This is a genomic window from Acinetobacter sp. USHLN143, from assembly GCF_037145695.1.
Classification (GTDB): Bacteria; Pseudomonadota; Gammaproteobacteria; order Pseudomonadales; family Moraxellaceae; genus Acinetobacter; species Acinetobacter fasciculus.
Genome location: NZ_JBBCWZ010000001.1, coordinates 23,535 through 41,388, shown reverse-complemented (window position 1 = coordinate 41,388; position 17,854 = coordinate 23,535). Strand labels below are relative to the sequence as shown.

The 17,854-nt window shown below is 42.5% G+C and carries 18 protein-coding genes; 3 read left to right on the top strand and 15 right to left on the bottom strand.

Features of this window, described 5'->3' with window-relative positions; translation table 11 throughout:
• Nucleotides 1–207: 207 nt before the first annotated feature.
• The 10 genes from rplI to ppsA all read right to left on the bottom strand — a co-directional run bounded on the left by rplI (nt 208) and on the right by ppsA (nt 10,547).
• Nucleotides 208–654: a 50S ribosomal protein L9 gene (gene rplI, locus WFH18_RS00195; RefSeq protein WP_004278793.1), complete on the bottom strand. Its 447-nt coding sequence runs from the start codon at nt 652–654 to the stop codon at nt 208–210.
• Nucleotides 655–663: 9 nt separating this feature from the next.
• Entirely contained in the window at nt 664–891 is a 228-nt protein-coding gene (rpsR, locus tag WFH18_RS00190; RefSeq protein WP_004278792.1) for a 30S ribosomal protein S18, read from the bottom strand.
• 12 nt (nt 892–903) lie between these two features.
• Nucleotides 904–1,290 carry a 30S ribosomal protein S6 gene (gene rpsF, locus WFH18_RS00185; protein ID WP_004278789.1) on the bottom strand — a complete coding sequence of 129 codons (387 nt, stop codon included), beginning with the start codon at nt 1,288–1,290 and terminating at the stop codon, nt 904–906.
• A 436-nt stretch (nt 1,291–1,726) separates the two neighbouring features.
• Nucleotides 1,727–2,605, bottom strand: a complete 879-nt coding sequence (cyoE, locus tag WFH18_RS00180; protein ID WP_004278788.1) for a heme o synthase — start codon at nt 2,603–2,605, stop codon at nt 1,727–1,729.
• A 10-nt stretch (nt 2,606–2,615) separates the two neighbouring features.
• The gene (locus tag WFH18_RS00175; protein ID WP_004645410.1) at nt 2,616–2,942 is read right to left on the bottom strand and encodes a cytochrome o ubiquinol oxidase subunit IV; all 327 of its coding nucleotides are present in this window, start codon (nt 2,940–2,942) and stop codon (nt 2,616–2,618) included.
• Nucleotides 2,942–3,562 carry a cytochrome o ubiquinol oxidase subunit III gene (cyoC, locus tag WFH18_RS00170; protein WP_004278786.1) on the bottom strand — a complete coding sequence of 207 codons (621 nt, stop codon included), beginning with the start codon at nt 3,560–3,562 and terminating at the stop codon, nt 2,942–2,944. Before cyoC ends, WFH18_RS00175 begins: the two co-directional genes overlap by 1 nt.
• A gap of 4 nt (nt 3,563–3,566) precedes the next feature.
• Entirely contained in the window at nt 3,567–5,555 is a 1,989-nt protein-coding gene (gene cyoB / locus WFH18_RS00165; protein ID WP_004278785.1) for a cytochrome o ubiquinol oxidase subunit I, read from the bottom strand.
• Between the two features lie 3 nt (nt 5,556–5,558).
• Nucleotides 5,559–6,653, bottom strand: a complete 1,095-nt coding sequence (gene cyoA, locus WFH18_RS00160; protein ID WP_004278784.1) for a ubiquinol oxidase subunit II — start codon at nt 6,651–6,653, stop codon at nt 5,559–5,561.
• Between the two features lie 298 nt (nt 6,654–6,951).
• The gene (locus WFH18_RS00155) at nt 6,952–7,749 is read right to left on the bottom strand and encodes an RDD family protein (RefSeq protein WP_004278783.1); all 798 of its coding nucleotides are present in this window, start codon (nt 7,747–7,749) and stop codon (nt 6,952–6,954) included.
• A gap of 419 nt (nt 7,750–8,168) precedes the next feature.
• On the bottom strand, nt 8,169–10,547 hold the full coding sequence (gene ppsA, locus WFH18_RS00150; RefSeq protein ID WP_004278782.1) for a phosphoenolpyruvate synthase: 2,379 nt from the start codon (nt 10,545–10,547) through the stop codon (nt 8,169–8,171).
• A gap of 154 nt (nt 10,548–10,701) precedes the next feature.
• Here ppsA and ppsR point away from each other — a divergent pair, with 154 nt between their 5' ends.
• Nucleotides 10,702–11,538: a posphoenolpyruvate synthetase regulatory kinase/phosphorylase PpsR gene (ppsR, locus tag WFH18_RS00145; protein WP_004278781.1), complete on the top strand. Its 837-nt coding sequence runs from the start codon at nt 10,702–10,704 to the stop codon at nt 11,536–11,538.
• A 246-nt stretch (nt 11,539–11,784) separates the two neighbouring features.
• Here the strand turns inward: ppsR and WFH18_RS00140 are convergent, their stop codons facing one another.
• The 4 genes from WFH18_RS00140 to WFH18_RS00125 form a co-directional block, all read right to left on the bottom strand.
• On the bottom strand, nt 11,785–12,348 hold the full coding sequence (locus WFH18_RS00140) for a hypothetical protein (protein WP_004278780.1): 564 nt from the start codon (nt 12,346–12,348) through the stop codon (nt 11,785–11,787).
• 348 nt (nt 12,349–12,696) lie between these two features.
• Nucleotides 12,697–13,701 (bottom strand): LLM class flavin-dependent oxidoreductase, encoded by a 1,005-nt coding sequence (locus WFH18_RS00135; protein ID WP_004278779.1) that lies wholly within the window; start codon nt 13,699–13,701, stop codon nt 12,697–12,699.
• Between the two features lie 169 nt (nt 13,702–13,870).
• Nucleotides 13,871–14,326: a hypothetical protein gene (locus tag WFH18_RS00130; RefSeq protein ID WP_004278778.1), complete on the bottom strand. Its 456-nt coding sequence runs from the start codon at nt 14,324–14,326 to the stop codon at nt 13,871–13,873.
• Between the two features lie 245 nt (nt 14,327–14,571).
• The gene (locus WFH18_RS00125; protein WP_004278777.1) at nt 14,572–14,988 is read right to left on the bottom strand and encodes a glycine zipper domain-containing protein; all 417 of its coding nucleotides are present in this window, start codon (nt 14,986–14,988) and stop codon (nt 14,572–14,574) included.
• A 345-nt stretch (nt 14,989–15,333) separates the two neighbouring features.
• On the opposite strand from WFH18_RS00125, the gene prfA reads away from it, so the two are divergent.
• Nucleotides 15,334–16,422: a peptide chain release factor 1 gene (gene prfA, locus WFH18_RS00120; RefSeq protein ID WP_004278776.1), complete on the top strand. Its 1,089-nt coding sequence runs from the start codon at nt 15,334–15,336 to the stop codon at nt 16,420–16,422.
• Nucleotides 16,422–17,240, top strand: coding sequence for a peptide chain release factor N(5)-glutamine methyltransferase (gene prmC, locus WFH18_RS00115; RefSeq protein WP_004278775.1), 819 nt, complete (start codon nt 16,422–16,424; stop codon nt 17,238–17,240). Before prfA ends, prmC begins: the two co-directional genes overlap by 1 nt.
• Nucleotides 17,241–17,422: 182 nt before the next feature.
• Here the strand turns inward: prmC and WFH18_RS00110 are convergent, their stop codons facing one another.
• Nucleotides 17,423–17,776, bottom strand: a complete 354-nt coding sequence (locus tag WFH18_RS00110) for a hypothetical protein (RefSeq protein WP_004278774.1) — start codon at nt 17,774–17,776, stop codon at nt 17,423–17,425.
• Between the last annotated feature and the right edge of the window lie 78 nt (nt 17,777–17,854).

Here is a 17,854-nt window from a genome sequence, read left to right as displayed (position 1 = left end):
TGATTTTAAATACAATGGTTAAATATCGTCGGAGATGAATAGCGTTTATTCACTACGAGATGAAATGATACGCGCTCTGATCAAAAATGCGAAGTGCAATTTTTTGTAAACACGAATAATAAAATGAATTTGACAGTGTTGGCTAGATTATATTTTTTAGAGATAAAAAAAGAGCATGCTTTCGCATGCTCTTTTTGAGGCGAGAAATTACTCAGCTACGATAGTAACTAGAACTTCTGCAGTAACATCATGGTGCAATTGGATTGCGATGTTAAATTCGCCAGTGTGACGAAGCGCGCCATTTGGAAGACGTACTTCAGCACGGTCTACTTCTAGACCAGCATTTGTCAACGCGTCAGCGATGTCACGAGTACCGATAGAACCGAATAGTTTACCTTCATCACCAGCTTTCGCAGTGATAACGATGTTCACTTCGTTCAATTGGTCAGCACGTGCTTGAGCAGCAGCCAAGATAGCAGCTTCTTCTTTCTCAAGTTCAGCACGACGAGCTTCAAAAGCAGCAGTGTTTGCTTCAGTTGCAGCAACAGCCTTACCTTGAGGGATAAGGAAGTTACGGCCGTAACCAGCTTTAACTGAAACTTTATCGCCTAGTTTACCTAGGTTTTTAATGCGTTGTAATAAGATAATATCCACAGCTCAACCTCACTTATGATTGTCAGTGTAAGGGATCAAAGACAAGTAGCGAGCTTGTTTGATAGCTAACGCTAATTGACGTTGGTAACGAGCTTTAGTACCTGTAATACGGCTAGGAACAATCTTGCCGTTTTCAGTAATGTACTGTTTTAAAGTGTCGATATCTTTGTAGTCGATGTACGTAACGTTCTCAGCTGTAAAGCGGCAGAACTTGCGACGACGGTAAAAACGTGCCATGTTATGTTCTCCTTAAGCTTCAGCAGAGTCTTGAGCGTGTTGTGCTTCTTCACGTTGAGCTTTACGCGCACGTTTTTCTTCAGCACTCTTCGCCAATAGTGACTCTTCAGTGATAGCGTTTTCACGACGGATGATAAGGCTACGAATGATTGCGTCGTTATAACGGAACAATTCTTCAAGCTCATCAAGAGTAGTTTGACCACACTCAACATTCATAAGAATGTAGTGAGCTTTGTGGATCTTGTTGATTGGGTAAGCCAATTGACGACGGCCCCAGTCTTCAAGACGGTGGATTTGACCTTCAGCTTCTTTGATGTGAGTTAGGTAGCGTTCTACCATACCAACTACTTGATCGCTTTGATCAGGGTGTACTAAAAGTACGATTTCGTAATGACGCATTGTCAGCTCCTTACGGTTTGGACAGCCCCAATTTAAGTAAATTGAAGCAAGGAGTCACAACCAAAGTTGTGTCGCAGTGTTTGCGAAGGGGGAATTGTAGTGATCTTTAGGGATAATTTCAACCAAATAAGACATTTTTGCGAAATTATATCTATAGTCAGATCTTTTAATAGAAAACCACATTAACTTTAAAACAGCAGGGTTCGACTGCTTAAATTCAGCAAATGTACTATTGAGAATATCAAGTGGCTTTCTCTAACTTAAAATCTGCATACACATTATCAATGTCAGGCTAAAACCAAAAAACGGTAAATTTATCAGAGATAAGAAAAGAGAGGGAGGTTCTAAAGCAGAGATTTTGATTCTGCTCTACAGATACTCGGAATGGGGGATAGGAAAATCAAAATAAAAAAAGATAGAGACTAACTCTATCTTTTTAAAAAAACACAATCTGTGTAGATGGCGTAGTTGAGGTAAAGCTAAAGATAATACTGATGACAGTAATCAGGATCACCGAGAACAAGAAATATTTCTTTGCCCAAAGTTGATCATTTTCAGCTTTAAATCCAATGACACCGATATACAACCAGTAAATGCACAGTAAGTTTAAAATCACTGCATAAAACCAGTTAGCATAACCAAAGACAAATAATGCATTCATGGTCAGTGTGAATAACACCACATAAACCAGTGATTCAATCTTGGTACGATGAATCGAACGCGCCACAGGCAAGATCGGAATACCTGCATTTTTGTAATCATCAAAGCGGTAAATCGCAATCGCCCATGAGTGAGGCATTTGCCAGAGCGCATAACCTAAAAAGATCAGTAACGCACCGAGGTCAAATTGATTGGCTACTGCGGTATAACCAATAACAGGCGGAGCTGCACCAGAAATACTGCCGACTACAGTTTGATGAATTGTAGTTCGTTTTGTCCATAGGCTGTAGAAACCAACATATACGACAAAACCAATCACCGCGAATAAGAAAGCGTACGCATTTATCCAGAACCATAAAAGACTAAAACCAGCGATGCCTAATACCAGGGCAAAGGCCAGGGCAACAGGTTCGGAAATGGCTTTGGTGACCAGAGCACGGTTTTGTGTACGCTGCATTTTTTGGTCGATGTCTTGGTCAATCACGTTGTTGACCACACATCCTGATGCTACGACAAGCGTAGTACCGAGAAGGGTAATAAGCAGGAGAAGGAAATCTACAGAACCTTGGGTGGCTACGAAGTAGCCACCCAAAGTGGTAACAAAGTTACCGAAGAGAATTCCTGGCTTAGTCAGGAATAAATACTTTTTCAGCATGACGACCAGTTTAGATCATCATGTTGTAGTGTAGGTAATTCATGATCCATACAGAACCCACTAAAAGAATAGCGATAGTTAAGATGGTATACACGAATGCAATCACGTTCCAGCGTTGCTCTGAAGAAGAGTTCATATGCAGGAAGTAAATTAACTGCACAAGAATCTGAGCAACCGCAGTAATCGCGATGACAGTAATCAAGATACCACGGCCAAAACCGCCTGCCATCACCATACCGAATGGAATTACGGTAAGGATGACAGAAAGGATGAAGCCAACGGTATATTGCTTAACGTTACCGTGTGATTCGCCAGCAGCGTTATGATCGTGACTCATTACAGAACTCCCATCAAGTAAACTACGCTGAATACACAGATCCAAACGATGTCAAGGAAGTGCCAGAACAAGCTTAGGCAAGCTAGACGACGCGTGTTTGCAAGAGTCAAACCATATTTCTTGATTTGAACCATAAGCACGATCATCCAGACCAGACCAGAAGTTACGTGAATACCGTGCGTACCTACCAAAGTAAAGAACGCAGATAAGAACGCACTTGTGCTTGGACCGTGACCAGCATGAACTAAGTGATTGAACTCATATAGTTCCATGCCGATGAAGATAGCACCGAATACCCAAGTAATCGCTAACCAAGTCAGTACTTTTGCAACGTCTTTTTTGTATGCAGCAAGAACTGCAAAACCAAAGGTTACAGAAGAGATCAAGAGGGCGAAGGTTTCAGTAAGAACGAAACCTAAAGAATCGCCAAACAGGTCTCTCGCACTTGGAGTACCCACAGGAATGTGGCTACTCAAAACAGCGAACGCAATGAAGAGTGTACCGAACAGGACAAGGTCACTCATCAAGTAAGTCCAGAAACCAAAGACGGTGATGTCAGTATCATCGTGATGATGATGCTCATCGTGTCCGTGGTTATCGTGATGAAGTACTTCAGCCATTGTCTTAGTCCTTCTTCAAGTGTTTTTCAAGAATCGCATAGCGTTCGTTTTCAATACGTTCAACTTCAGCAGCTGGAACATAGTAATCCACTTTCTTGGTGAAAGAAGACACGATGAAGCTAATGATAGAAGCAATGAACGTAACAACTACTAACCACCAGATGTGCCAGATTAAACCGAAGCCCATAACAGTGATGAACATCGCGATAACGAAACCGGCAGCACGGTTAGTCGGCATGTGGATATCTTCGTACTTCGTTGGTTTTGCATACGCAACACCATTTTCTTTCTCGATCCAGAAAGTATCAATACCATTGATCTTTGGAAGATGAGCAAAGTTATAGAACGGAGCAGGAGAAGATGTCGCCCATTCAAGGGTACGACCATCCCATGGATCGCCAGTCAAATCTAGACGTTGGTCACGTTGTAGGAAACCAACCACGATTTGCATGATGAAACATAGAATACCCAGTGCAACTAGAACCGCACCAAACATCGCGATATCTACATACGGGTCCCATTCTGGGTTGTCAAATGTATTCAAACGACGTGTCATACCCATGAAACCAAGGATATAAAGTGGCATGAATGCAAAATAGAAACCGAAGAACCAGAACCAGAACGCTGCTTTACCCCAAGTCTCATTCAGTCTCCAACCGAACATTTTCGGCCAGTAGAAGATGATACCTGCGAACATACCGAATACCACACCACCAATAATTACGTTATGGAAGTGAGCAATCAGGAATAAAGAGTTGTGTACCAGGAAGTCCGCTGGTGGAACTGCCATCAATACACCTGTTAAACCACCGATACCGAAAGTTACCAGGAAGCCTAGTGTCCATAGCATTGGAGTGGTGAAAACAATACGACCCTTGTACATGGTGAACAACCAAGAGAAGATCTTCACACCTGTAGGAATCGCAATAATCATGGTCATGATACCGAAGAACGCGTTAACGTTGGCACCTGCACCCATGGTAAAGAAGTGGTGAACCCACACAACGAATGACAATACTGTGATTGCTACTGTTGCATACACCATTGATTTGTAACCGAACAATGCTTTGCGCGAGAAAGTCGCAACAACTTCTGAGTAAATACCAAATGCTGGTAAAATCAGAATGTATACTTCTGGGTGACCCCAAGTCCAAATCAAGTTCACGTACAACATTGGACTACCGCCCAAGTCATTGGTGAAGAAGTGGAAACCAAAGTAACGGTCAAGCGTTAACATTGCAATTGTTGCAGTCAACACTGGGAACGCCGCAATAATCAATACTGCTGTACATAAAGATGTCCAGGTAAAGATTGGCATTTCCATAAGTTTCATGCCAGGCGCACGCATTTTGATGATGGTAACGAAGAAGTTAACACCCGTTAATAGCGTACCTAGACCTGAAATTTGCAGTGCCCAGATATAGTAGTCCATACCTACGCCTGGAGAATATTCGATACCAGACAGTGGAGGGTATGCCATCCAACCTGTTGCAGCGAATTCACCTAACGCAAGTGAAACCATCATCAGACCCGCAGCGCCGGCGAATAACCAGAAGCTTAAAGAGTTTAATAATGGGAATGCAACGTCACGTGCACCGATTTGAAGCGGTACAGAGATGTTCATTAAACCAACTACAAGACCCATTGCCACGAAGAAGATCATGATCACGCCATGCGCGGTAAAGATCTGGTCGTAATGCTCAGGGTGTAGATAACCTTCGCCGCCACCTTTTGCAAGGAACTGCTGAAGACGCATCATGATCGCATCGGCGAAACCACGCAAAAGCATGATCACAGATACGAAGATATACATGATACCAATTTTTTTATGGTCTACAGATGTGAACCATTCGTTCCACAGGTAGCCCCATTTTTTGAAGTAGGTAATACCAGCAAAAACTGCGATACCACCCAGGATCATCATTGCAACAGTTGCCAATACGATTGGATCGTAAGGAATTGCATCTGGACCTAACTTACCTAAGAAGCTCATGTCTTATTCTCCTTGAGAAGCAGTCGCATGTTCACCAGCTACATGAGCTTCAGAAGCAGCCGCTTCGTGAGCAACAGCATCAGTCGCTGCAGCTTCTACAGGAGCTGAATGGTCAGCACCGTGATAGTTACTCATATACTTGTGAATCACAGATTCAAACAAACCTTGCTCTACAGAAGAGTAGTAAGTCACAGGATGTGGCTTAGTAGGGTAAGGCTTCATTGCTTCAGCAGCAGCCTTCTCTTCAGGAGTTTCAGCTTTTGCAATAATCGCTTCGATCTGGTGTTTACCACGGTTGCCGTCACGTAAAGTTGCAAATTCAGCTTGGTCTAGAACAGTTTTTTGTACTGCATTAGGGTTAACTGAAGTACCGTTTCCTGCCTGAACAGCAGAAATCCATTCAGCGAATTGAGCATCAGTCACAGAATGTGCACGGAAGCGCATTTGTGAGAAGCCATAGCCTGAATAGTTTGAAGAGAAACCACGATAACCTTCAGCTGGACTAGTTTCATCAGCTAAGAAGTTAAGGTGAGTTTGCATACCTGCCATTGCATAAATCTGACCACTTAACGCCGGGATGAAGAACGAGTTCATCGTGAAGTTAGAGGTTAAACGAAGGCTTACCGGAGTTTGCTCTGGGAAACGTAATTCGTTAACAGTTGCAATGCCTTGCTCAGGATAGATGAAGATCCATTTAAATTGCTCAGCAATAACCTGAACAGTTAAAGGTGCTTTATCTGCTTCAATTGGACGGTATGGGTCATACTTGTGGGAACCCCACCAAGTTAACCAAGCTAAAATACCAATAATAATGACAGGGATACCCCATACCACAATTTCAATCGCAGTAGAGTGTGCCCATGTAGGTTTATAGTCTGCGTCTTTATTCGATGCACGATATTTCCAACCGAACCATAATGCCATGATGATTGATGGAATAACCACCAAAAGCATTAAGTAAATCGCAGTCATCATCAGGTTACTTTGACCTGCTGCAACTGGACCTTTAGAGTTCAGAAGTACCATATCACCACCACACCCGGTCAAGAGTGCAGTCATCGCAGATAAAGACAATACAGCTAAAATCGTTTGTCTCATTTTACAACCTCGGTGAAGAGTCCCATTCCCTAATTTAATATGGGATAGCGATTAAAGTGCATATGACAAAAAAGGCTGAATTTTACAAAACATCCTATTAATCACAATACACCGCTACGTTGTAGGGCATTATGCCTGAGATTCACGAACTAAGCTATATCTAGGGCGCTTTAAATGCCTGTAATAAAAACCGATTTTGCTGGTCTGGATTGGGGAGGATTTATGGGAATTTTATTTCAATTTCAAAGTTCTGTAATCAAAATGGGATGATATTCATCCCATTTTGTGTATTCCTGCACTATTGTTTCACAACTTGCGTTTTTGCGAGTTTATCGTGCAAGGTTTGACGTTTTTTGCCCAATCCGAAGGCCCAGTCAATAATTAAACTCAGTGGCATAAATACAATATTTAAAAATATGAAAAATACGCTACGAATAGTAAAGGCGCGCAACAGGCTGGTCTTTTCACCTGATTCTACATCTACAATTTTGATTTTCGTGAGCTTTTTACCAATACTTTGGCCTGATTTGGCAATCAGAAAGGCTTGAATGGCCAGCATGATAATCAAATAGACCGCTGTGGCAAGCCACGCCTGCTGAGAAAACATCTCAAACATTTGAGTCTGTAATTGCTGAGCCATTGCAGGATCTGCATCGCTACTCAGCACAACATTCATGAATTCTTCATTCAGTTGAGCAAACCGGGTTTCCTGTTCAGGCGTAAAAAAAGCAGTCAAAATGAAGGTTGCTGGTAGCCACAGTAATACGTCTACAATTTTGGCCAGGATACGGCTTGGAATACTGGCAAGTTCATTTTTTTGAGTTGCTGTTTGAGTATGAGGCTGTGAGTAGGCCGAAGTCGTTGGTTGGCTATTCTGGAATACCGGCGTTTCAGGTGTGACTGCTGGAGCGACATAACCTTCGGGTTGATATACCGATTTTCCTTGGGTAAGTTCACCTAAGGCTTTCCACTCGGTCATGCCTTGATGCCATGCCAGGTCAGTCAGCATGACTTGTTGATTCGCCAGCATCTGATTCAATTGCTCGAGCGTATATGGACCAGCTTGTTGATTGTTTCGGGCCAAGTAAATCTGCATATAGACTGAATCTCAATATATAAATGTGAACTGATAATAGCTTTGATCAAGATTGTATTGAATTCTGTTTTGAAAACAAACATCCTCTCATCGTAAGATATAGATTAATTGAGGATTTTCAATCATATTTGTCATTAAAAATGAGCCCATACAAAATTGCAAGGATCTGCATTCTTAAAAATATCTTCCTGAACATTCGATGGTTATTTATTATTATTGCCATTTTGATATGACTTTACTGTTGGTATTTGTTTGTCATTACAGTCTTTATGTGTTGATAAGCGTTGATTTAATTATATTTATAAATTCAATTGTTTAGCTTGTGATTGGGTCTTTAGTTATCAATTTTCAAACAATAAATCATAATATCTATCTCATAAAAAAGACCCTATCAAAGGGTCTTTTTTATTCACAATTGCTTATGCTTTTTGCACTTTTTCTTCAGCCAGGAAGAACCAAGTTTCAAGTACCGAGTCTGGGTTTAAAGACACAGAGTCGATACCTTGTTCCATTAACCATTGTGCAAGATCTGGATGATCAGAAGGACCTTGACCACAAATACCGACATATTTGCCAGCTTTACGACATGCTTGAATTGCAAGAGAAAGCAACGCCTTAACTGCAGGGTCGCGCTCATCAAATAGGTGAGAGACAATACCCGAGTCACGGTCAAGACCAAGCGTTAATTGTGTCAAGTCGTTTGAACCAATAGAGAAACCATCGAAATGTTCAAGGAATTGATCTGCCAATAAAGCATTGGTTGGAAGTTCACACATCATGATCACTTTAAGGCCGTTTTCACCGCGCTTAAGACCATTTAATGCAAGAAGTTCAATTACACGTTTCGCTTCAGCAACAGTACGAACAAATGGAATCATGATCTGGATATTGGTTAAACCCATTTCATCACGTGCCTTTTTCAATGCACGACATTCAAGTTCGAAGCAATCACGAAAGTTATCAGAAACGTAGCGACTTGCACCACGGAAACCTAGCATCGGGTTTTCTTCTTCTGGCTCGTATAACTTACCACCGATCAAGTTTGCATATTCGTTAGACTTGAAGTCTGACATACGAACAATGACTGGCTTGTCTGCAAATGCAGCAGCAAGTGTCGAGATACCTTCAACCAGTTTCTCTACATAGAATTCAATTGGAGATGCATAACCTGCAGTACGCGCCATGACTGCTGCACGTGTTTCACGTGGAAGGCTGTCAATATTGATTAATGCTTTCGGGTGAACACCAATCATACGGTTAATAATGAATTCAAGACGCGCCAGACCAATACCTGCGTTTGGAATTTGAGCAAAGTCAAATGCACGATCCGGGTTACCCACGTTCATCATTACTTTAAATGGAAGAGCAGGCATAGACTCAATTGAATTCTTTTGAATTTCAAAATCTAGTGCGCCTTCATAGATAAAGCCAGTATCACCTTCAGCACAAGACACAGTCACTTCCTGACCGTCTACAAGAACTTCAGTTGCATTACCACAACCCACGATTGCAGGAACACCAAGCTCACGTGCAATAATTGCTGCGTGACAAGTACGACCACCACGGTTTGTTACAATCGCAGCTGCACGTTTCATGACTGGTTCCCAATCCGGGTCAGTCATATCAGATACAAGAACATCACCGTCTTGTACTTTGTCCATTTCTTTAATAGACGTCACAATGCGGACTTTACCAGAACCAATGCGTTGACCGATTGAACGGCCTTCACAGATCACAGTACCGCGTTGTTTCAACAGGTAGCGTTCCATGGTGCCGACATTTTCACGGCTTTTTACAGTTTCAGGACGCGCCTGAACGATGTAAATCTTGCCATCATCGCCATCTTTTGCCCACTCGATGTCCATTGGTGCACCGTAGTGGTTTTCAATGATCAGCGCTTGTTTAGCAAGTTCTTGTAATTCCTGGTCGTTTAAAGCGAACTGTTGGCGTTCAGCTTTTTCAACATCCACGACAACGACAGATTTACCTGCAGATGCTTCTTCACCATAAATCATTTTCTGGTGCTTAGAACCCAGGTTGCGACGAAGGATCGCGTGTCGGCCTGCATTTAAAAGCGGTTTAGAAATATAGAATTCGTCCGGGTTAACTGCACCTTGAACGACCATTTCACCCAAACCATAAGATGCAGTAATGAATACTGCATCACGGAAGCCTGATTCAGTATCTAGCGTAAACATCACACCTGCAGCGCCAGTTTCTGAACGAACCATGCGTTGTACACCAGCAGACAGGGCAACTACATCATGGGCAAAGTTTTGGTGTACACGGTATGAGATTGCGCGGTCGTTGTACAAAGATGCAAACACTTCTTTGATTGCGATCAGAACGTTATCGATACCACGAATGTTCAAGAAAGTTTCTTGCTGGCCGGCAAAAGAAGCATCCGGCAAATCTTCTGCAGTTGCAGAAGAACGAACGGCAACCGCGATGTCAGGGTTGCCGTTAGAAAGTTCTGCAAATGCTGTACGAACTTCTTGTTCTAATGCAGGCGTAAGTGGAGTATCCACAATCCATTGACGAATTTTTGCGCCAGTTTCAGCAAGTGCATTTACATCATCAACATTGAGTGCAGCAAGCTCTGCATTGATTTTAGCGTTTAGGCCACTTTGCTCGAGAAATTCACGGTAGGCATCGGCAGTCGTTGCGAAACCACCTGGCACAGATACACCAGCATTTGATAAGTGGCTGATCATTTCGCCTAGTGATGAGTTTTTCCCACCGACCAGCTCAACGTCGTGCTTCCCTAATTTTTCCAGACCAATTACGCGCGCTTCCAAAGTTGTTACTCCACTTTTGCAGTATTAATCACTATCTCGGCATGAGAGTATAGCAAATCATCTAGGTTTTTGATTTTACTAAGCGACAGTCATGTAAGATCGGTTTACTATAAAGATTATATAGCACTAAGACAAATGTTGGAGGAGAATTTTAATGTCGGAAGGTAAACAAATTCAGCGTAGTGTTTTCTTTATTTCAGATGGTACCGCCATCACCGCTGAAACCCTTGGACACTCGCTGTTAGCGCAGTTTCCGCATGTGAAATTTGACATTCATATTATCCCTTACATTAGTTCCGAAGAAGCGGCTACAAATGTGGTGGCAGAGATCAATGCAAGAGCTCAAATCGACGGTGAAAAACCGCTGGTATTTGATACCCTAGTTGATCCCTATGTGCGCGACATTATTAATACTGCAAATGCAGTAAATCTCGATGTATTTGAAGGGCTTATTAGTAAGTTGGCTGATGAATTAGGCACGATTCCTACAACTTTAGTCGGGCAGACCCACGCGGTGACCGACTCTGAGTCTTATAAGGCCCGTATTGATGCTGTTCATTTTGCTTTAGATAACGACGACGGCGCACGTACCCGTCATTATGATAAAGCTGACCTGATCCTGATTGGTGTATCGCGTTCAGGTAAAACCCCGACCTCTATTTATCTGTCTTTGCAGTTCGGTATTCGCGTGGCGAACTATCCACTGACTGAAGAAGATTTGGATGATAACCGACTGCCAGCCGTGCTGCGACCGCATAAAAACAAGCTGTTTGGCCTGATGATTGATGCGGAACGCCTTGTGGCCATTCGTTCTGAGCGTAAGGCCAATAGCCGTTATGCCAGCTTTAGTCAGTGTCAGATGGAGTTGCGTGCGATTGAAGGAATTTATATTTCGGAAGGCATCAAGTACCTGAATGTGTCTGAAATGTCGATTGAAGAAATCTCAACACGTGTGTTGCAAATGACCGGTTTAAAACGTCGAATCGGTTAAGAAACCAGCCAGAGCCAAACTGCGGTTTGGCTTTGATTTATAGCTAAAAATTACAAGTAAGCATTGATTAATCGAAATAATGTATGAATTTTATAATTCTAAGAAAATACCAACTATCATATTCTGAAATATAAAAGAGTCTTCTTTGCTCATTCTGTTGAATAAATCATCATGTCGGTTCTTGATACGTAAATAAAAATCTCATTATCAGCTTACCAATTTTTCATTTTTACTCGCCAGCGTGAGTTATTTTTCTGCTAAATAAGTATGAATAATGATATCGACCGGATGCTGTTCACCATTAATACAATGAATTGTATTTTCCGAAATTTTCAGAATCGGCCAGGTAATCAGGCGGCAATTTTCACGTTGTAGGGCAGCATAATAATGATCTGATTTCAGATAAATTTTACGGGAAGATGCAAGATTTGGCATTAACTGGCGTCTTAGCCACAAATTCTGCACCTGATTTTCTAAAAACCGCAGAGAAAGCAAGCTTTTAATGCGGTTGTTAAATAAGCGGCGATTTTTACCAATCAATGGGTGATTAATAATTCGTTGCAGAATTCGGTCGGAACCGGGCAGTACAAAAGCAGGATTAATCTGGAAAACTTTTACCGAACGGGCATGTTGACTGATTTTATCCAGCTGGCTCACGGTAAACTGATCCGTGCCAATAATCGCAATATCTTTATCTGCATAACCCAATTTTAACAGTTCGGAAGAGGGCACTTTAATTCCATTAAACTGCTGAAAATGTTCGGGGCGATTTTCAAAAATACCAGCGTGTGGATCATGCTTGGTAGACATTAGAATTCCTTGAATTTATTTAATAATTAATTTTCTTTGTATGAGATATAAACAAAAACTCAAGCCAGGGTAAAGTGAAAAATTTAACTTAGACAGTCATCTATTTGAGCAAAATATAAAATCTGATTTTATTGAAGACTGAATGGATTTACAGGCGATCCAAAAGGAATGACTTTTAACTTGCTGAGATGGATGAAGGAAAAGAAGTGAAGTATTCGTTCAAGAAAGAAGCTTTTTAATAGAAAAGGTCAATAAAAATGATTTTACTGGGATGTTTCTTTTAGTCATTTATCTTTAAAGATGAAAAACATCTACCCATTGCTGAGAATAGGTAGATGCAACTCTTATTTACTGACCATTTTTAATTTGCATCAACAGCTCAAAGTTATGTAGGCGTTTGTCAGTGTCATAGATGTCGCAAGTAAAGATAAACTCATCCACGTCATATTTGGCTAAAAGCGATGCCAGACCGGCTTTAACGGTTTCTTTGGAACCGACCTGAGCCATGGCAAAGAAATTATCGACTGACATTTTTTCCGGCGGCGACCACAGACCTTCCATCGAATCAATTGGTGCTTTAAGTTTTAGGCTTTGCCCACGAATCAGTGATAAAACCCGCTGATAGGCACTGGTCGACAGATATTGTGCTTCTTCATCGGTATCTGCGACACAGGTCGGTACGCCCATCGATACATAAGGACGATCGAGATATTCAGACGGTTCAAAGTTTTCACGATATAATTGAATGGCCTGACCCAGCATACGCGGGGCAAAATGCGAAGCGAAGGAATAAGGTAGGCCGAGTTTTGCTGCCAATTGCGCACTAAACAGACTGGACCCTAATAACCATACAGGTACATGCGTGCTTTGACCCGGCGTTGCCACAATACGCTGTCCTGGAATTGGATCTTTAAAATATTGCAGAATTTCCAGAACATCCTGCGGAAATTGATCTTCGGTTTCCTGACGGCCACGACGCAGGGCACGCATGGTCATTTGATCTGTACCGGGTGCGCGGCCCAGACCCAGTTCAATCCGGTCCGGATAGAGCGTTGCCAAGGTGCCGAACTGTTCTGCTACTACTAGTGGAGCATGATTCGGCAGCATAATTCCACCAGAGCCTAAAGTTAGGGTTTTGGTATTCGCCAGTAAATAGCCTAAGAGAACTGCGGTTGCTGAACTGGCAATGCCATCCATATTATGATGTTCTGCCAGCCACATCCGGCGATAACCCAATTTTTCTGCTGCTTGGGCAAGTTCCAGCGCATGGTTTAGCGCGAATTGAATAGTCTTGTCGTCACGAACAGGAACCAGTTCGAGTATAGAGAACTGGGTATCGTTAAGCGTACGCATAGTATTACTCTTAAATAGACATCTCTAAAAGCATACGACTTTAGAAGGCGTTTGTATATCGAAAAAAATCGATATAAGTGTAAACCAAAAGATAAAGATAAAAAATAAAGGCAAAAAAATAAGCATCCGAAGATGCTTATAAAGGAGGAAAGAATAAGGGGAGAGAATCTTAACGACGACGGTTGTTATAGCGATAATCGTTATAACGGTAGTTACGAGAAGAGTTATAGCGACGTTCGCTGCGGTCATCATAACGACGGTCTTCGCTAACTTTTTTACCTAAAGCTGAACCACCTGCTGAACCCAGTGCCGCACCGATATAACCACCGTTGGTGCCTGCCATGTTTCGGCCAACTGCATAACCTGCACCGCCACCTAAAGCACCACCGATAATCGCACCATTACGGTCACGTTTATTTGCTGCTACTGCGGCACCCGCACCACCACCAATCGCTGAACCGATTGTTGCACCAGTAGTACCGCCCATTTTATTGCCTACTGCGGCACCAACGACACCACCCAAAGCAGAAGCTAAAGCTGTATTGGTTGTATTGCCTGCATTGGCAGCTGTCATACCCATGGCTGAGGTTGCTACGACAGCGATCATTAGAGATTTATAGTTCATGAGGACACCTTTTATATATCTAGCTATATTTTGTTGATGAGATAAATTTAATCTAGCAAGCGCAAAACAGCATGAAGGCAGTGTTGGCGAATTGTGATTTTTATCTCCTTAATTTATTCATGATGTGGACAGGATAATTCCATGTATTAATTGAAAATTCACGTATTAAAGCCACAATAAAAAAAGCACCAAAAGGTGCTTTTCATGTTAAATGTAGCGTCTGGTCTAAACTGCCTGAGCGCAAATTAACGGTAACGTTTTTTCCAGTGTTTAGAGCGTTTTTCCACCGCTTTATCTTTGGCAATCTTGTTACCCAGTGCCGCACCACCGGCAGCACCTAAGGCTGAACCGATATAACCACCGTTAGTACCGCCCATATTTTTACCTACGGTATAACCGGCACCGCCACCTAGGGCACCACCAATGGCAGATTCAGTACGGTTTTTCTTGCTGCTTGCAACTGCTGCACCGCCAGCACCACCTAAAGCAGCACCAATGGTTGCGCCGGTGTTACCGCCCATGTTTTTACCTAATGCTGTACCTGCAACACTACCTAAAGCACTTGCTGCTGCAACACGCGCTGTACTGTCGGCATGTGCGTTTACGGTCATCATTGAACCAGCAGCTAAAACTGTACTCATTAAAAGTGCGTTGAGTTTCATGTCATCACTCCGTGTCCATCAACAGGACTGTAATTATTTCGATGCGGAAAATGTAACAAATCATGCCCAAAACAATATGAAGATGTTTCTTCATAATTCCCTGCTTTATTTGGCGAATTGTAAAATCGGCAAGAAATAAGAATAAGATCGACTATAAAAAAGGCAATTCCACTGTTTTTAATCATATTTGTTAACAAATGCTGTAGAGCACGAATGATAGCAACGCGGACTTACTCAATAATGATGTTCATTAGAAGCCAGAGTCGTTAAACTAGGCGCAATTTTTTGATTTCGCTGTGCTAAATCGGTTTTTAGTCCCAGCCTATGTTTGAGATTTTTTAGAAAATGAAAGAATCGTTACGTTTACGATTAGACCAACTCTCTGACCGCCATGAAGAATTGACCGCATTACTGGCTGATGTAGAAGTCATTTCTGATAATAAGCGCTTCCGTCAATTGTCACGTGAGCATAATGACTTAACAGAAATCACTAATGTCTGGACCAAGTACAGACAGGCGGAAGAAGACATTGAAACGGCTCAGGCCATGCTGTCAGATCCGGACTTTAAGGAAATGGCGCAGGAAGAGATTAAAGAGAATAAAGCTTTAATTGAATCGCTTGAAGCTGATCTGAACATCTTGATGATTCCGAAAGATCCGAATGATGCCAACTCGGCTTATCTTGAGATTCGTGCCGGAACCGGTGGCGATGAAGCTGCGATTTTCTCAGGCGATTTATTCCGTATGTATAGTAAATATGCGGAAAACCAAGGCTGGCGTATTGAAATCCTCTCTGAAAATGAAGGCGAACATGGCGGCTATAAAGAAGTCATCTGCCTGATTAATGGTGACGGTGTTTACGGTCGTCTAAAATTTGAAAGTGGTGCGCATCGTGTACAGCGTGTACCAGCGACCGAATCACAAGGCCGTGTGCATACCTCAGCATGTACCGTTGCGATTCTTCCTGAAATTGATGTTGATACCTCGGTCGACATTAACCCGGCGGATTTGCGCATTGATACCTATCGTGCTTCAGGTGCAGGCGGTCAGCACGTTAACAAAACCGATTCTGCAGTACGTATTACCCACATTCCAACTGGCACCGTAGTGGAATGTCAGGAAGAGCGTTCACAGCATAAGAACAAGGCCAAAGCGATGGCACTGCTGGTATCACGTTTGGAAAATGCCAAACGTGCAGCAGCAGATGCAGCAACCTCGGAAATGCGTCGTGACCTGGTGGGATCGGGTGATCGTTCGGAACGTATCCGTACTTATAACTATCCGCAAGGTCGTATGACCGATCACCGCATTAACCTGACTTTATACAAGCTGGATGCCGTGATGGAAGGTGATTTGACCGAATTGCTGGATAGTCTGCACCGCGAATATCAGGCGGATCAGTTGGCCATGCTTGCACAGCAGAATGGTGGATAATGAATATTTTACAAGCCTTGGCTTTACGCGGCGAAGCTGAAAGTTACGAACGTCAGGAAAATGCCTGGTTATTGGAACACATCACCAAGATTGATTCATTTGATCTGCTGATGAAAAAGGATCAGGAGTTAACGCCGGAACAGGAACAAGCGTATAAAGACGGGTTGGCGCGTATTGCTGCCGGTGAGCCTTTGGCTTATGTCACTGGTTCACAGCCATTCTGGACACTGGATCTAAAAGTGACCAAAGATACCTTGGTGCCACGTCCGGATACTGAAGTACTGGTTGAGACGGTATTGAAGTTAGACCTGCCTGAAGATGCCCGTGTAGTAGATTTGGGTACAGGTACTGGCGCAATTGCCTTATCACTGGCATCTGAACGTTCTAACTGGACAGTAACGGCTTCCGATATCTACGAGCCTACGCTTGAGGTGGCGAAATATAATGCGGAACAACACGATATTGAGAATGTAGAATTTGTTCTGGGTTCATGGCTGAAGCCATTTGGCCGTCAATTCTTTGACGCCATTGTATCGAATCCACCTTATATCGACGCTGATGATGTGCATATGCAGAATCTGGCGACTGAACCGGAACGTGCGCTGGTGGCAGATAAAAAGGGGCTGGCCGATATTGAAATGATTATTCTGCAAGCCAAGAAGCATTTGACCGTGAATGGTTGGGTGGTGCTTGAGCATGGTTATAATCAGGCAGACGCCGTACAACATCTATTTAAACAGGCGGGTTATAAGCAAGTCCGCACGGTTAAAGATTATGGCGGGAATGATCGCGTAACTTTGGGTCAATGGCCACATTAATCTGTCATCTATCTTTATAAAAAAGCGACCGATGTGGTCGCTTTTTTATTGGATTTTTTCTTTATAAATTCCTGACTGCATCTGAAACCTTAAGTATTTTGAATGACATGATGCCAACGCAGTATAACTAAAAACAAAAAAGCGATGCCAGAGCACCGCTTTCGAGGAATTTTTAAAAATAATTACATTGGATAGTCTTGTAGACAGTCATAGACTTCTACCTGATCCAGACTACCAGTTTCCATTGCCAGACAAAGTGCCACAACTTTTAAAGTATCTGCCAGAGATTTTTCATCTTTCAAGGCAATACCTTGTTGTAATTCATTGATACGTTCTGCCGGAATTTCAAGGGCCTGAGCCGCTTCCACAGCATCTACCTGGTTAAAGAAGTGCAGAATTGCATCTTTCAGTTCTGCATCCGATGCATTTAAAATCCCTTGATTCAACTGTTCTGTAATGAGATCAGTCGAAGAAAATAAAGCTTTAGAGAAGTTTTGGACAAGATTTTGCCCAAGCACATCAGTCATCTTTAACATGGAGATACCTTCAACTAGAAAGGAAAATGGAGAGTACAGCCAATAGCAAAAGTGCTATAAATTGAATGAAAAATAATC

Bases quoted from the DNA above. Each gene is read 5' to 3' on its own strand.
- rpsF (WP_004278789.1), bottom strand. From the start codon at position 1,290: ATGCGTCATTACGAAATCGTACTTTTAGTACACCCTGATCAAAGCGAT.
- WFH18_RS00125 (WP_004278777.1), bottom strand. From the start codon at position 14,988: ATGAAACTCAACGCACTTTTAATGAGTACAGTTTTAGCTGCTGGTTCA.
- WFH18_RS00135 (WP_004278779.1), bottom strand. From the start codon at position 13,701: ATGCGTACGCTTAACGATACCCAGTTCTCTATACTCGAACTGGTTCCT.
- WFH18_RS00155 (WP_004278783.1), bottom strand. From the start codon at position 7,749: ATGCAGATTTACTTGGCCCGAAACAATCAACAAGCTGGTCCATATACG.
- cyoE (WP_004278788.1), bottom strand. From the start codon at position 2,605: ATGCTGAAAAAGTATTTATTCCTGACTAAGCCAGGAATTCTCTTCGGT.
- cyoB (WP_004278785.1), bottom strand. From the start codon at position 5,555: ATGAGCTTCTTAGGTAAGTTAGGTCCAGATGCAATTCCTTACGATCCA.
- WFH18_RS00140 (WP_004278780.1), bottom strand. From the start codon at position 12,348: ATGTCTACCAAGCATGATCCACACGCTGGTATTTTTGAAAATCGCCCC.
- prfA (WP_004278776.1), top strand. From the start codon at position 15,334: ATGAAAGAATCGTTACGTTTACGATTAGACCAACTCTCTGACCGCCAT.
- rpsR (WP_004278792.1), bottom strand. From the start codon at position 891: ATGGCACGTTTTTACCGTCGTCGCAAGTTCTGCCGCTTTACAGCTGAG.
- ppsR (WP_004278781.1), top strand. From the start codon at position 10,702: ATGTCGGAAGGTAAACAAATTCAGCGTAGTGTTTTCTTTATTTCAGAT.
- WFH18_RS00175 (WP_004645410.1), bottom strand. From the start codon at position 2,942: ATGAGTCACGATCATAACGCTGCTGGCGAATCACACGGTAACGTTAAG.
- prmC (WP_004278775.1), top strand. From the start codon at position 16,422: ATGAATATTTTACAAGCCTTGGCTTTACGCGGCGAAGCTGAAAGTTAC.
- WFH18_RS00110 (WP_004278774.1), bottom strand. From the start codon at position 17,776: ATGTTAAAGATGACTGATGTGCTTGGGCAAAATCTTGTCCAAAACTTC.
- cyoA (WP_004278784.1), bottom strand. From the start codon at position 6,653: ATGAGACAAACGATTTTAGCTGTATTGTCTTTATCTGCGATGACTGCA.
- cyoC (WP_004278786.1), bottom strand. From the start codon at position 3,562: ATGGCTGAAGTACTTCATCACGATAACCACGGACACGATGAGCATCAT.
- WFH18_RS00130 (WP_004278778.1), bottom strand. From the start codon at position 14,326: ATGAACTATAAATCTCTAATGATCGCTGTCGTAGCAACCTCAGCCATG.